The sequence below is a fragment of the Microlunatus phosphovorus NM-1 genome, assembly GCF_000270245.1.
Lineage (GTDB): Bacteria > Actinomycetota > Actinomycetes > Propionibacteriales > Propionibacteriaceae > Microlunatus > Microlunatus phosphovorus.
Window position 1 is genome coordinate 3521216 of sequence record NC_015635.1, and the last position, 12565, is coordinate 3533780.

Below are 12565 nucleotides of genomic sequence, written 5' to 3' on the forward strand. Positions count from 1 at the left end.
CTCAGTCTGCCAACCTGCGCGCTGCCGTCTCTGGAGCGGGATCCTCGCTGGACTCGCGCCGCCCGACGTACGCCAACACCGCCGGCTCGCTGGTCGTGAGCCGATCCATCTCCTCGCCACCGTCGCAACGACACAGTGAGATCACCAGGGTCGAGCTCACCGGCGGGGTGCGACCGGCCACTCGCCAGGTGCCACCGGACGACTCCCAGCGCAGCAGCTGATCGAGATCGCTCACCCGCCGACCCGCACGGTCAGCAGCACCGCGGCATCCTGCAACGCGGCCAGGCCGTGCCGTCGCGGCGGGATGGCGATCAGGTCGCCGGCCGCGAGCTCCCAGGATTCGCTGCCCGCAGTGAGCCGCACCCGCCCGAACAGCACCTGCAAGGTCGCCTCGCCGGGACTCTCGTGCTCGGCAAGCTCCTGCTCGGCAATCAGCGCGATCACCGTCTGCCGCAGTTCATGCTCGTGGCCGCCGTAGACCGTGCGCGCGGCCCGGCCGCTGTGGCCGTCGTACGCCTGGGCAAGCAACTGCTCAGCGATCTCCAGCACCGAGACTGCATCCATCATGTTCTCCTCAATTCAGTGTCCTGCTGATCCAGGGGGTCTTCCTCATCCAGCGGGCGCCAACTGGACCACACATCGATCGGGTTCGGCGAAGGGCACCAGCCGCTCGGCGGTGATCGGTGCCTGCCACGCCGCGAGGACGCCCTGCGCCATGCCGAGGTGGACCTGGCAGACGACCGCTGGGTGCTGCTGCGCGAGCTCGAGGAACGGGCAGTGTCGCAATGCGATCTGCTCGCTGTCAGCCGGCTGCTCCGGAGCGAAGCCGAGGTCGGCCATCAGCTCGACGAGTCGCTGGACCGGTTCCTCAGGCTGCGTACGCTCCGCGCCGAGCTGGGTCCCCCAGGCTCGCCCGGCGTCCGCGGCCCAAGCGGCAGCACCCGGATGCGCGGCCAGGTCGGCGAGCAGCACCTCGGCGAGCAGCCGGTAGTGGCGAGGTCCGCCGGGATCCATGCCGGGCACGGCGCGAAACAGCTGCGCGGGCCGGCCCGGTCCGCTGGGCGGCGCCTCGACGCGTGCCACCTGGCCGCGTTGGATCAACCCGCCCAGATGGAAGCGGACCGTGTTCGGGTGGACGCCGAGTCCTTCGGCGATCTCGGCGATCCGTAGCGGACGACCCGCGGTCCGGAGCTCGGCGAGCACCTCGTTCGCAGGATGCTGCCCACCGGCAGCAGGACCTTCCATACCTCAGGACTTTACACAGCGTCGACTTGTGATAATTCCCACATCACCGGCCCCTGCGGTGTTGCACTGAGATGCCGGGAAGACGGTTTGCCGTTCGGTGTGAGAAATTACTGCCCACCCCGACCACCGAGGAGCAGCATGTCAGGACTGGATGAGAAGGTGCAGGACGTCTACGAGGAAGTGCTGCAGCGCAACCCTGGGGAGCTGGAGTTCCACCAGGCCGCGCACGAGGTGCTGGACAGCCTGAGCCCGGTCATCGCCAAGCATCCGGAATACACGGATGCAGCGATCATCCGCCGGATGTGCGAGCCGGAGCGCCAGATCATCTTCCGGGTGCCGTGGGTCGACGACGCCGGCACCGTGCAGATCAACCGGGGATTCCGGGTGGAGTTCAACTCCGCCCTCGGCCCGTACAAGGGCGGTCTGCGTTTCCACCCCTCGGTCTACCTGGGCATCATCAAATTCCTCGGCTTCGAGCAGACGTACAAGAACGCCCTCACCGGGATGCCGATCGGCGGCGGCAAGGGTGGCTCGGATTTCGATCCCAAGGGCCGCTCCGATGGCGAGGTGATGCGCTTCTGTCAGGCCTTCATGACTGAGCTCTATCGGCACATCGGCGAGTACACCGACGTCCCCGCGGGCGACATCGGCGTCGGTGGCCGCGAGATCGGCTATCTCTTCGGCCAGTACAAGCGGATCACCAACCGCTACGAGTCCGGAGCGCTCACCGGCAAAGGCCTGACCTGGGGCGGATCCCAGGTCCGGCAGGAGGCCACCGGCTATGGCACCGTCTTCTTCACCGCGGAGATGCTGGCCGCTCGAGGCCAAGATCTCGAGGGCCGGCAAGTCATCGTCTCCGGGTCGGGCAACGTCGCCATCTACGCCATCGAGAAGGTGCACCAACTCGGCGGCACCGTGATCGCCTGCTCGGACTCCAGCGGATTCGTCGTTGACGAAAAGGGCATCGACCTCGATCTGCTCAAACAGATCAAGCTCGCGCAGCGGGGCCGCATCTCCGAGTACGCCGACCTGCGCGGTTGTTCCGCTCGCCACGTCAGGGGCGAGTCGATCTGGCAACTGCCCTGCGACATCGCTCTGCCGTGCGCCACCCAGAACGAGCTCCACCAGAAGGACGCCAAGCAGCTCGTCGCCAACGGCTGTCTGGTCGTCGCCGAGGGTGCCAACATGCCGTGCACCCCGAAGGCCGTTCGGCTGCTGACTGACGCCGGCGTGGCCTTCGCCCCGGGCAAGGCAGCGAACGCCGGCGGCGTGGCGACCAGCGCCTTGGAGATGCAGCAGAACGCGTCGCGTGATTCGTGGTCGTTCGATCACACCGAGCGCCGGCTTGCCGACATCATGCGCGGCATCCACACCCGCTGCCTGGAGACCGCCGACAAGTACGGCACCCCGGGCAACTACGTGGCCGGTGCCAACATCGCCGCGTTCACGCAGGTCGCCGATGCCATGCTCGCCCTGGGTCTGATCTGACACGGGGTCTGATCTGACGCTGAGTTTGATCTGACGCTGAGTCTGGGCTGTCGCTGGGTCGTTGGCCGGATGACCTAGAGTTTGCACAATCACGCATTGGAGAAACTCAGGGCAGGAGCAGCATCATGTCGTCAACCACCGCCGTACCCGGGCCGTCAGCGGCCGAGGAACGGATGCTGGACGTGCGACCGCTGCGCAAGCCCGACAAGCATCCCGCGATCTTCGCGGAGTACGACGCGCTGCCGGCTGGCGGCTCGTTCGTGCTGGTCAACGACCATGACCCCAAGCACCTGCGCGACGAGTTCGAGCTCGATCATCCCGGCAGTCATGGCTGGGAGTACCTGCGCCAGGAGCCACGCGACTGGCGGATCAAGATCACGAAGCTGACTGCGGCACCACTGCCCCGAGTGCTGGTGGACACCACCGGGCTGTGCACCGACCAGGTTGACCCGGATGCCAGCGGTGCGGTCTGGAAGCTCCAGGTCCGGCGCCGCGATCTCGACTCGAACGTGATCGCGTTGCCACCGGACGGCCGGATCGAGGCCCACGATGGTCCAGATCTCGACGTACTCGTCCACGTGCTGGCCGGATCCGGTCGACTCGGCACCGAGACCGGAGAGATCGCCCTCGCTGCCGGGGCGCTGTTGCTGCTGCCGCGGCGATCCCGGCGTTCGTTCACGGCGGGGCCCGATGGACTCCGCTACCTCACCGTTCACCAGCGTCGTCAAGCCTTGCTGCTGCAGCCGACAAGGTCAGCCTCGAGCCGATGAGCCCCCCGTCCGACAGCGCGTCCCTGCCGCAAGCTGGGCGCGACGACCAGGATGTGTCCGGTCACTGGCTCCTGGCCCGGTTGGGCAAGCGGGTGTTGCGGCCCGGCGGGATCGAGCTCACCAGAGCGCTGCTCACTGCGGCCGAGGTGACCGATGCCGATGTCGTCGAGTTCGCTCCGGGCCTGGGACGCACGGCCGGCGAGATCATCGATCGTCGGCCACGCAGCTACACCGGCGTGGAGAAGGACCCGGTCGCGGCCAGGACTGCCGACCCGGTCGTCGAAGGTCATGGTGAGATCCGGATCGCCGATGCCGCCGACAGCGGGCTGCCCTCCCGAAGCGTCGATGTCGTCGTGGGCGAGGCGATGCTGACCATGCAGACAGATCGAGCGAAGGCGGCGATCATCGCCGAGGCGGCACGACTGCTCCGGCCCGGCGGCCGTTATGCGATCCACGAGCTGGCCCTCACTCCCGACGACTTGCCGGACGACGTCAAGACCACCGTGCGACGACAGCTCGCCCGGTCGATCAAGGTCAACGCTCGGCCGCTGACTCTCGTCGAGTGGCGGCTGCTGCTTGCCGCACACGGCCTGGTCGTCGACCAGGTCGACACCGCCCCGATGGCTCTCCTCGAACCACGCCGGCTGATCTCCGACGAGGGTGTGCTCGGTGCCGCACGGTTCGTCGGCAGGCTGCTCGCTCGCCCGGATGCCCGTCACCGGGTCCTGACCATGCGTCGGACCTTCCGGAAGTACCGTCAGCATCTGACGGCCATCGCCATCGTGGCCCGCAAGCCCGACCCCACCGAGGACGCCTGATGCCACCGACTTCCGAACCCGGGATTCACGTACGACGGGCGTATGACCCACCGATGCCGACGGATGGCTACCGCGTGCTGGTCGATCGGCTCTGGCCACGGGGACTGAGCAAGGAGCGGGCGCACCTCGATGAGTGGTGCAAGCAGGTGGCGCCCTCGACAGAACTGCGCAAGTGGTACGGCCACGACCCGGAGAAGTACGCCGAGTTCGCCAAGCGCTATCGCGCCGAGCTGGCCGACCCGGAGCGTGCCGAGGCGCTGGATCACCTCCGCGAACGTGCTCGTCAAGGACCCCTGACCCTGATCACCGCCGCCAAGCGCAGCGACATCAGTGAGGCAACGGTGCTGGCTGACCTGCTCAGCTGACCGCCACGCGTGGCGGTTCCGAGACCGCGACCCTCGGCCCTCGTACCCTGCAGGGAAATGAGTACGCCGTCTGATGATCAGTGGCCCCGGCTGCCCGGCCGTCCGTCGAAGCCTGATGCTGCGGACCCAGAACCGGCAGATCCCGAGCCTGCAGATCCCGAGCCCCGGGATCCAGGGCCGGCCGACGACGATCGTCGGGCGGATGCGGTTCACCCCGAGTTCCGCCCGGCTGTCTCCGAGGTCAGCTACACCCATCACACGATCACCTATGGCCAGTCATCGACGAGTCGCTCGACCAGAGCGGTCGGCTGGATCTTCGTCGCGGTCGGGGTGGTCTGCCTGCTGGCCATGGGTATCCCGGCACTTGCGCTCGCGACCAAACCGCTGCGGACGGGCTGGAGCGCAGCCGAGGCGACCGTCATCGCGGTGCGGGTCGAGGGTTCTGGAGAGGACCAGCTCTATACCGCGGTCCTGGAGTATCAGACCCGATCGGGGGCGCAGCAGTGCGAGCTCCAGTCCGCGCTCCGCAGCACCTTTCCCAAGGGGCTCGCGCTACCGGTGCGCTACAACCGCGCGGAGCCGAGTCTGTGTCGCTACAGTCCGACCGACGTGCCGGGCTGGGTCGGCTGGATGCTCGGCGGCGTGGGAGTCGGATTCCTGCTGATCTTCGGCGGGGTTGGCGTCGGCGTCCTCCGTTCACAAGCCGCCCGTGGCTGAGCCCGCCAGGTCCGACTGACCCTGCACCGAAGTGCCCTGGTTGATGCCCCATCGGGCAGGCTCCGGGCCGCTGAGCAGGCATAGGCTGGCGGGCGTTGGCGGCGACGTACGCCCCTCGGGGTCCAGACCGGTGACGAGGGGACGGACCCATGGAACGAGAACTACTCGACAACATCGATCACTCCGTTCAGACCCGGCCGTCGTCCCCGACTCCCGAGGTCGCGGCGCCGCTGCCTGGACTGCTCGCGCTGCAGCGGCTCGCCGGCAACCGCGCCGTCTCGGCCATGATCGCCCGACGAACCGCGGAACCGGCAGCTGAGGAATCAGCGGCGACCACGGAGCCCGACACCTCGCTGCAGCGGCTCGCCACCAGGACCGGACTCAAGACGGCGCACGCCCAGAAGGTTCTCTACAACCACCTCAAAGGCGACCCACCGTTCAAGCCGCAGCGGGGCAATTTCGGGCAGGTCTCCTGGTTCGCCGGATCGGGCAACCCGTACGTCGGTGGCCAGGCGCAGTCGTACGACGTCACGGTCGACGTCGTCATCAATCCAGACCCGGCCAAGCTGGACAAGGACTACTTCCAGACCTTCAAACGCGAGTACGTGCAATCGACACGGGCCAACCTCCACAACACGAGCACCCATCACGACTTTTGGGTCGCCCTCGGAAAGCGGCTCGAGCGCGGTGGCGCCCAGGAGGTCCCGATCGACCAGAGCGAGGTCAGCAGGCAGGGCGGCGGCACCTTCGTCGTCGTCGGCGGGAGCGCCAGAGAGTCGATCACCTTGGCCAACCCAGTGAAGCTGGCCACCGACCTCGGCGGCAGTCAGACGATGACCAACTCGCTCGCGGCGCGGGAGAACCAGCGAGCGGCAACGTTCGCGGTCACTCTGCGAGCACCGGCTGCTCAAGCAGCGAATGCCCAGCCGCAGCAGGCGCTGGCGACGGTCGTCTCGCAGCCTCAGGCGGTGACCAGAGCGGTGGCGCAGGTCGCTGCCGTGACCATGGCAGACAGGCTTGCGGGTCCGAAGGTCGACATCACCTTCACGTTGACCTATCCGAGCTATCAGGTCGCTCGCCGGCAGGCCAAGCTGCTCGCGACCGCCGTCGGCGACGGCCGGCTCAATGCCTACCGTGTCACCATCACCGGTGGCGCCGGCTGGTCGGCGAGCGCGACGAAGTCCTACCGCGCCTAGCAGACCAGCCCCGAGCCAGCGGGGTCTGCTCAGCGGATCGCCACGCTCGACTCAGCCGTCAGCGCGAAGAAGGTCAGCGACTCCTGCAGGTAGAGCTCGATCTTCTCGCTGTCATGGGACAGGTAGCCGATCGAGAGATCCTGCCCGAGGTGCAATTCGTAGTCCCCGCCGCGGGTCGAGACCAGCAGCGCCCCGTCCAGGGCAGGCGCCCAGATGATCTCGCCGCCCGGCAGCAGCCGCGCGAGGTGATCGCGGATCGGATAGCCGTGCTCGGTGCTCTCGGCCACGGTGGTGTAGAGATCGGCCGACAACAGCAGACTGTACGGCCCGTCGACGCCGGCCAGCCGTAGCGCGCTGAGCGCCCGAGCCACCGCGTCCGGCGCCTCTTCGGGAACTGTCGGCAAGGTCACCGGCGGGTTCGAACTGCCTGGCTCGATACCGCCGATACCGGCCTCTTCGAGTCCGTGGAAGACGGCGCGGTCCTCGACGAAGGCGATCTGTTTCGCCGCATCCTTGACCGGCTGCCAGTCCGAGTCCTTGGACCCCCGCTCCACGTCATCCACCGCGGCCCGGGTAACGGCGAACGGCACCCGCAGCTCGATGATCGACTGGACCTCGCGCTGGCGGGCCAGCACGCCCTCGGCCGGGCTGGTGAGCGGCCGCAGATGACCGGTGCCGACGGCGGACAAGGTCGTCCCGGCGGGGCCAACGACGTCGACCACACGCCGCCCGGCCAAGTGTCGGGTGAAGGTCCGTCGAGCTTCCTCCTCGATCTCCGCCCAGGCGGCATCGGTGATCGGCGCGAGTTCGCGATGCAGGTTGTTCACGAGGTGCTCCTTTTCAGGCTGCCGATGCCCAGTGAGCCATCGACTGCTGCGGGGTCGGACGGTGACGTGGGTACGGGTTCCGACGGCGGATCGACCGGTGATCCCGTTGGGGGGTCCTCCAAGAAGTCTGCCGTAGGCACGAAGAACAGGTTGCCGGTCAGTGCAGTGGAGAAGTCCAGGATCCGATCATGGTTGCCTGGCGGATTGCCGAGGAACATGTGGCGCAACATCTGCTCGATCACGTGAGGAGTCGCCGCGTACCCGATGAAATAGGTGCCGAACTCGGCCGTGCCAACGGCGCCGAAGGGCATGTTGTCGCGCACGATGTCGTGCTCGGTGCCGTCGGCATCGACGATGGTGTTCAGCGCCACGTGGGAGTTGGTGGCCTTCTCCGCGTCGGGGATCTCGATATCGCTCAGCTTGCGCCGACCGATCACCCGTTCCTGCTCCTCGACCGGCAGCGCATCCCAGGTGGTCAGATTGTGCACGTACTTCTGCACGATCACATAGCTGCCGCCGGCGTATGCCGGATCCTCGTCCCCGATCCGGACGGCGGCTACGGCGTCGTCGCCGGCCGGGTTCTCGGTCCCGTCCACGAACCCGAGCAGGTCACGCTCGTCGAAGTAACGAAAGCCGTGCACCTCGTCGACCACGTCGGCCCGATCAGCAAGCCGGATCATCACCTGCCGGGCGAGCTCGAAACACAGATCCATCCGTACGGCCCGCAAATGGAACAGCAGGTCACCCGGCGTCGACACCGCGGTGTGCACCGGGCCGACCAGCTCGCGGAAAGGGTGCAGCCCGACCGGCCGGGGCAGGTCGTAGAGCCGATCCCACAGCCCCGCACCGATGCCGGCGACACAACTCAATCCCTTCTCCGGGTGACGGAAGCCGACCGAGCGAGTCAGTCCGCCCAGGTCGGCCAGCAGTTCCCGAACGTCGTCCTCGGCGCCGGGATGGACCGTGAGCACCAGGAAGATCGCGGCCTTCGCCGGTGGGGCCAGCACCAACTGCGACTGACCGTACGTCGGGATCGTCACCTCGGACACGACTTCGATCTTGCCAGCCGTCACCGACAGCTGCGGCATCCGGGTCTCCGAGAGGGCGGCGATCCGGATGAAGACGGCGTAACACAGCACAGAACCTCGTGCAGTGATCACTGCACGAGGTTCTGACAGGGAAATCTGCGGGGTGGAGGTGGCGGGAATCGAACCCGCGTCCTCGAGCGATGAGCCAGGGCTTCTCCGGGCGCAGCTGATGGTTTCGTTCTTCTCGGCCCCTGCACTCGCATCAGCACGTTGCAGACAGGCCCAGTCTCAGTTCATGTTCCGGCTAGGTCCTGGGACCACTCCTAGCTGGTAAGCCTCCTTGATGAGGCCAGGATCCGGGACGGAGGCACGCCCGGGCTGACCCTTCGATCACTGATCAGGCAGCGAGAGCGAAGTCAGTGCGCTGTTCAGACTTGGCACTTATTGGTTTCCAAGGGACATTAACGAGTTGACCTTGGTTTCTCGGCCCGCTTCTCCTGGGTCTACCGACCCAAGTCGAAACCGATCACCCCCTGTTGAGTTGTACCGCTCTACTCTACCCGGTACGCCGCAGCGCTGCATCCGATTACCCGGGCAGCCGACCGCGTACGCCGGATCCTCTCTCTTTGGCGGGCGCCTCTACCAGCAGCTAGCGTTCCGAGAGGGCCTCGATCTTGACGACCTTCTTGACCGGGTTGGTCCAGTCGTCGCCTTGCAGCGCCTTCGCACCGCCGACCACGGTGAGCACCACCCAGCCGATGAAGGCGATACCGATGAGGAAGTTGAAGATCCCGAAATCGGTCACCCCCTGCAGGATCAACAGCACGATCCAGCTCGCCAGCGCCACCAGTTGGAAGTTGAAGGCCTTGGCCGCCTCCTTCCGCGGGTAGCTCTCCTGCGGGCTCAACGCGAAGATCAGCAACGGACCGAAGATCGAGGTCAGCAAGGCCGAGAAGTGCGCGAACCCGGCGATCCCGCGGCCGGCCTGCTGCTTGGCCTGCGGCGGCACCAGCGGCCGGTACGCCGGATGCATCCCCAGCGCCTGGGACGAGGCGGGAACCTGCACCAGGCCATAGAAGGCCCCGTTCAGCTCCTTGCGGGTGCTGGCCCCGAGGACCTGACCGATGCGGTGATCGAACTCCTCGGAGGTGATGCGGCCGTCCGCGTACGCCTCCTGGAGCCAGTGCTCGGCTCGATCGCGTTGTTCGTCGGTGACCGGAAGGCTAAGACTCGGATGCTCGTAGATCGCGCTCATGACAGCCATGCTGCTCGTCCGCGCCATCGCGTTCCATCGGGCACTCCCCTCACCTGACCCCGGTTCGCGGATCCATCCTCTAGGTTGGGTGCCCATGACCGCTGATAAGCCAGAAGTTGACTTCTATGAGGGCGAGCCGCCCACCGACCTGGAGATCACCGACCTCGTCGTCGGCGACGGAGCCGAGGCCCGCGCCGGTGACCGGGTGCTGGTGCACTACGTCGGTGTCGCGCACAGCACGGGCGAGGAGTTCGACGCCTCCTACAACCGTGGCGCTCCGCTGGACTTCCCGCTCGGCGCCGGCCGGGTCATCAAGGGCTGGGACGACGGCGTCGCCGGGATGAAGGTCGGTGGCCGCCGCCAGCTGGTGATCCCGCCGCACCTCGGATACGGCAACCGCGGCGCCGGGGGCGTGATCAAGCCGGGCGAGACGCTGATCTTCGTCGTCGATCTGGTCGCCGTCGCCTGATCAATCCCCACCTGATCGATCCCGGTTGACCAGAGTCAGTCGGTCACCTCACCAGCTGCCGCCGCCACCGCCACCACCGCCACCGCCGGAGAACCCGCCACCGGAGAACGAGCTACCGCCGCCGAACCCGGTGCCGTCGGCGCCCGACGATGGCGCGGGTGCGGCGGCAGTGGTCAGGCTGCTGGTGAGGAAGCCGGCATTGAACGCCGACAGACCGTAGTAGTTGCCGACGTACCAGTACGGCGCCTCGTCGGGAATCCGGCCCATCGCCACCAGGTCGGCACAGATCTTCGCCCAGCGATCTGCCAGGTCGAACGCGATCGCCCACGGTAGGTACTTCGAGAAGATGTCCTCGCCCTCCTCGAACCGGATCTGGTTGGCCTCGGCCGTCGCCAGATAGGTCTTGAAGCCCTCGACCTGATCGCAGACCGCCCGGCCATCGGCGGTCCGGCGGCCACGACCGAGCTTGATGCGGATCACTGCGAAGGTCACCAGGATCGGCAGCAGCGGCACGAGCAAGAGCATCATGACCGCGCCCAGTGCGAACGCCGAGAAGACCGGGACCGCGACCACGAGGCAGCCGAGCCCGCCGGCAGCCGCCGCCGAGGGCTGCTTGCGATACCAGCCCCGACTCGCCACCTGACTGCGTACCGCCTTGTCCATCGCGTCGTGCGCCTTGGCCAGGCTGCCCTGCTTCGACAGGTCCACCTGCGTTCCGGGCCCACCGCCACCGAACACCCCGTCCAGCAGGATGACCTCGTGCGGCGCCGACGCCCTGCCCGGATCGCGCAGCGTCACCTGGAAGTCCTTCTTGCCGCTGCTCTGCACCGTCAGCGCTCCGCGGACCGCGAGGTCGATGATCGTTGCCGCAGTCTCACGGGTGTTGAGCTTGCCATCGACCAGCAGGCCGCCCTCGGCGACCGGGATCGGCGGCGGCGTGAAAGCCACCGGGATGGGCAGATCGGGATCGCTCGGCACGACCGGGACCTCGTGACCCGGCAGCGGCACGGTGCCGGGCGGCAGGCCGGCGTACCGCTCGTCTCGACCGTGCTTGCGCCACCAGCGCACGCCGAAGATCGGCGAGCCCACCAGGGTCACCAGACTCAGACCGCCAACGGCCGCCAGTCCGGCCTTCTCCCCCGCGGTCAGCTTGCTGCCGTCCGGCTCCAGATGGGGCGCGTTGTCGCTGACCAGGCCGGATTTGATCTTGACGCCGATGGTCACTCCCTGTCGCGCGGGGAGGTTGGCCTGGGTGAACTCCGCGACCCCATCGGCGGCGGCCTTGGCCGAGCTGCAGCCCTCCTTGCTGCCCACCGGGCCGGCGAAGCAGCTGACATCTTGTGCCCCACCAGGCACCTTCGCACTGATCGCCACGTCCTTCATCGGGGCCGGCCAGTCCGATCCGGTGGCATCCCAGTAGAGCTCGTCGTAGCTGCCCGACGTACGCATCGCACCCTTCACCGTGTAGGTGATCACGTACGTCGCAGTAGGAGACGTGATGGTCTCGTCGGGGTCACCGATCCGGATCCGCAACTGCTCCCCGCGGCCGTCGTCGGTCTTGTAGGTGTTCTCGCTGTACTGGGTGGCCACACCGGGGTCCGGACTGGTCACTGACTCGATATCGACCGTGTAGACGGCGTCGTCCTCGTCGCTGTACTTCTCCCGAGTGACGAAGTAGCGGTCGATCCCGTGCCGGCCGGAGTTCGAACCGAATCGATAGACGAGGGTCTCCTTGGCGTGCAGCACGCCGTCGGCGCCCATCGTGTACTCGATGCTGAACTTGTCGATCTGGTCGTCTTCGGCAGCATGTGCCGACGGCGGGGCGGCCAGGGTGAAGCCGAGGGCGAGCAGCAGACCGGCAACCGCCAGCAGCGCCGCCCGGATCGCTTTGAGTTGCGCGCTCATCCTCGCCCCCTTCTGGTCCGGGTCGCGAGTGCCCGCTGGGCCTCGCGGTCGGCCTCCCGCTTGGCGATCGTCTGGCGCTTGTCGTACTCCCGCTTGCCGGTGGCGACGGCGAGCTCGACCTTGGCGTACCCGTCGTTGAAGTAGATGCTCAGCGGCACCAGCGTGGAACCCTTGGTCTCCAGCTCACGGGCGATCTTGTCGATCTCGCGGCGGTGCAGCAGCAGTTTGCGGGTGCGGCGAGCCGTGTGGTTGGTCCAGGTGCCGTGGCTGTACTCGGGGATGTGTGCGGCGCGCAGCCACACTTCGCCGTCGTCCACGGTGGCGAACGCGTCAGCGAGGGTCGCCCGGCCCTCCCGCAGCGACTTCACCTCGGTGCCGCTCAGTGCCAGCCCCGCCTCGTACGTGTCGCCGATGTGGAAGTCATGCCGAGCCTTGCGGTTCTGCGCGACGACCTTGCGCCCCTTCTCCTTGACCATGCCCTC

15 protein-coding genes and 1 other RNA gene are annotated in these 12565 nt (G+C 67.4%); 7 read left to right on the forward strand and 9 right to left on the reverse strand.

Annotated elements, in window-relative coordinates; translation table 11 throughout:
• Nucleotide 1: 1 nt before the first annotated feature.
• The 3 genes from MLP_RS15795 to MLP_RS15805 are packed head-to-tail and all read right to left on the reverse strand — an operon-like array spanning nucleotide 2 to nucleotide 1245.
• A complete protein-coding gene (locus MLP_RS15795; protein WP_013864149.1) occupies nucleotides 2-235 on the reverse strand; it encodes a hypothetical protein in 234 nt (77 codons plus the stop codon).
• Nucleotides 232-564 carry a cupin domain-containing protein gene (locus MLP_RS15800; protein ID WP_041790134.1) on the reverse strand — a complete coding sequence of 111 codons (333 nt, stop codon included), beginning with the start codon at nucleotides 562-564 and terminating at the stop codon, nucleotides 232-234. The genes MLP_RS15795 and MLP_RS15800 overlap by 4 nt, the downstream gene beginning before the upstream one ends.
• 45 nt (nucleotides 565-609) lie before the next feature.
• Complete coding sequence (locus MLP_RS15805) at nucleotides 610-1245, reverse strand: helix-turn-helix transcriptional regulator (protein WP_013864151.1); 636 nt, start codon at nucleotides 1243-1245, stop codon at nucleotides 610-612.
• A gap of 147 nt (nucleotides 1246-1392) precedes the next feature.
• Between MLP_RS15805 and gdhA the strand changes: the two genes are divergently transcribed.
• The 6 genes from gdhA to MLP_RS15835 all read left to right on the forward strand — a co-directional run bounded on the left by gdhA (nucleotide 1393) and on the right by MLP_RS15835 (nucleotide 6599).
• A complete protein-coding gene (gdhA, locus tag MLP_RS15810) occupies nucleotides 1393-2733 on the forward strand; it encodes an NADP-specific glutamate dehydrogenase (protein ID WP_197536629.1) in 1341 nt (446 codons plus the stop codon).
• A 125-nt stretch (nucleotides 2734-2858) separates the two neighbouring features.
• A complete protein-coding gene (locus MLP_RS15815) occupies nucleotides 2859-3503 on the forward strand; it encodes a DUF2249 domain-containing protein (protein ID WP_013864153.1) in 645 nt (214 codons plus the stop codon).
• Nucleotides 3500-4321, forward strand: a complete 822-nt coding sequence (locus MLP_RS15820; RefSeq protein ID WP_013864154.1) for a class I SAM-dependent methyltransferase — start codon at nucleotides 3500-3502, stop codon at nucleotides 4319-4321. The genes MLP_RS15815 and MLP_RS15820 overlap by 4 nt, the downstream gene beginning before the upstream one ends.
• Complete coding sequence (locus MLP_RS15825) at nucleotides 4321-4686, forward strand: DUF488 domain-containing protein (protein ID WP_013864155.1); 366 nt, start codon at nucleotides 4321-4323, stop codon at nucleotides 4684-4686. Before MLP_RS15820 ends, MLP_RS15825 begins: the two co-directional genes overlap by 1 nt.
• Before the next feature lie 57 nt (nucleotides 4687-4743).
• A complete protein-coding gene (locus MLP_RS15830; protein WP_013864156.1) occupies nucleotides 4744-5403 on the forward strand; it encodes a DUF3592 domain-containing protein in 660 nt (219 codons plus the stop codon).
• 149 nt (nucleotides 5404-5552) lie between these two features.
• Nucleotides 5553-6599: a hypothetical protein gene (locus tag MLP_RS15835; protein WP_013864157.1), complete on the forward strand. Its 1047-nt coding sequence runs from the start codon at nucleotides 5553-5555 to the stop codon at nucleotides 6597-6599.
• 29 nt (nucleotides 6600-6628) lie between these two features.
• Here the strand turns inward: MLP_RS15835 and MLP_RS15840 are convergent, their stop codons facing one another.
• The 4 genes from MLP_RS15840 to MLP_RS15850 form a co-directional block, all read right to left on the reverse strand.
• Nucleotides 6629-7426 (reverse strand): family 1 encapsulin nanocompartment shell protein, encoded by a 798-nt coding sequence (locus tag MLP_RS15840; protein ID WP_013864158.1) that lies wholly within the window; start codon nucleotides 7424-7426, stop codon nucleotides 6629-6631.
• Nucleotides 7423-8586 (reverse strand): Dyp-type peroxidase, encoded by a 1164-nt coding sequence (locus MLP_RS15845; protein ID WP_231851325.1) that lies wholly within the window; start codon nucleotides 8584-8586, stop codon nucleotides 7423-7425. Before MLP_RS15845 ends, MLP_RS15840 begins: the two co-directional genes overlap by 4 nt.
• A 29-nt stretch (nucleotides 8587-8615) precedes the next feature.
• Nucleotides 8616-8988, reverse strand: a transfer-messenger RNA (tmRNA) gene (gene ssrA, locus MLP_RS26950).
• Between the two features lie 115 nt (nucleotides 8989-9103).
• The gene (locus tag MLP_RS15850; protein ID WP_172641581.1) at nucleotides 9104-9709 is read right to left on the reverse strand and encodes a DUF1707 and DUF4870 domain-containing protein; all 606 of its coding nucleotides are present in this window, start codon (nucleotides 9707-9709) and stop codon (nucleotides 9104-9106) included.
• Nucleotides 9710-9803: 94 nt separating this feature from the next.
• On the opposite strand from MLP_RS15850, the gene MLP_RS15855 reads away from it, so the two are divergent.
• Nucleotides 9804-10178 carry an FKBP-type peptidyl-prolyl cis-trans isomerase gene (locus MLP_RS15855; RefSeq protein ID WP_013864161.1) on the forward strand — a complete coding sequence of 125 codons (375 nt, stop codon included), beginning with the start codon at nucleotides 9804-9806 and terminating at the stop codon, nucleotides 10176-10178.
• A gap of 48 nt (nucleotides 10179-10226) precedes the next feature.
• Here MLP_RS15855 and MLP_RS15860 read toward each other — a convergent pair whose 3' ends face one another.
• On the reverse strand, nucleotides 10227-12083 hold the full coding sequence (locus MLP_RS15860) for a DUF2207 domain-containing protein (protein ID WP_013864162.1): 1857 nt from the start codon (nucleotides 12081-12083) through the stop codon (nucleotides 10227-10229).
• The gene (gene smpB / locus MLP_RS15865; RefSeq protein WP_041792672.1) at nucleotides 12080-12559 is read right to left on the reverse strand and encodes an SsrA-binding protein SmpB; all 480 of its coding nucleotides are present in this window, start codon (nucleotides 12557-12559) and stop codon (nucleotides 12080-12082) included. The genes MLP_RS15860 and smpB overlap by 4 nt, the downstream gene beginning before the upstream one ends.
• Between the last annotated feature and the right edge of the window lie 6 nt (nucleotides 12560-12565).

Excerpts from the sequence above, each read along its gene's own strand:
- MLP_RS15800 (WP_041790134.1), bottom strand. The coding sequence starts at position 564 with ATGGATGCAGTCTCGGTGCTGGAGATCGCTGAGCAGTTGCTTGCCCAG.
- MLP_RS15805 (WP_013864151.1), bottom strand. The coding sequence starts at position 1,245 with ATGGAAGGTCCTGCTGCCGGTGGGCAGCATCCTGCGAACGAGGTGCTC.
- MLP_RS15815 (WP_013864153.1), top strand. The coding sequence starts at position 2,859 with ATGTCGTCAACCACCGCCGTACCCGGGCCGTCAGCGGCCGAGGAACGG.
- MLP_RS15820 (WP_013864154.1), top strand. The coding sequence starts at position 3,500 with ATGAGCCCCCCGTCCGACAGCGCGTCCCTGCCGCAAGCTGGGCGCGAC.
- MLP_RS15825 (WP_013864155.1), top strand. The coding sequence starts at position 4,321 with ATGCCACCGACTTCCGAACCCGGGATTCACGTACGACGGGCGTATGAC.
- MLP_RS15830 (WP_013864156.1), top strand. The coding sequence starts at position 4,744 with ATGAGTACGCCGTCTGATGATCAGTGGCCCCGGCTGCCCGGCCGTCCG.
- MLP_RS15835 (WP_013864157.1), top strand. The coding sequence starts at position 5,553 with ATGGAACGAGAACTACTCGACAACATCGATCACTCCGTTCAGACCCGG.
- MLP_RS15850 (WP_172641581.1), bottom strand. The coding sequence starts at position 9,709 with ATGAGCGCGATCTACGAGCATCCGAGTCTTAGCCTTCCGGTCACCGAC.
- MLP_RS15855 (WP_013864161.1), top strand. The coding sequence starts at position 9,804 with ATGACCGCTGATAAGCCAGAAGTTGACTTCTATGAGGGCGAGCCGCCC.
- MLP_RS15860 (WP_013864162.1), bottom strand. The coding sequence starts at position 12,083 with ATGAGCGCGCAACTCAAAGCGATCCGGGCGGCGCTGCTGGCGGTTGCC.
- smpB (WP_041792672.1), bottom strand. The coding sequence starts at position 12,559 with ATGGTCAAGGAGAAGGGGCGCAAGGTCGTCGCGCAGAACCGCAAGGCT.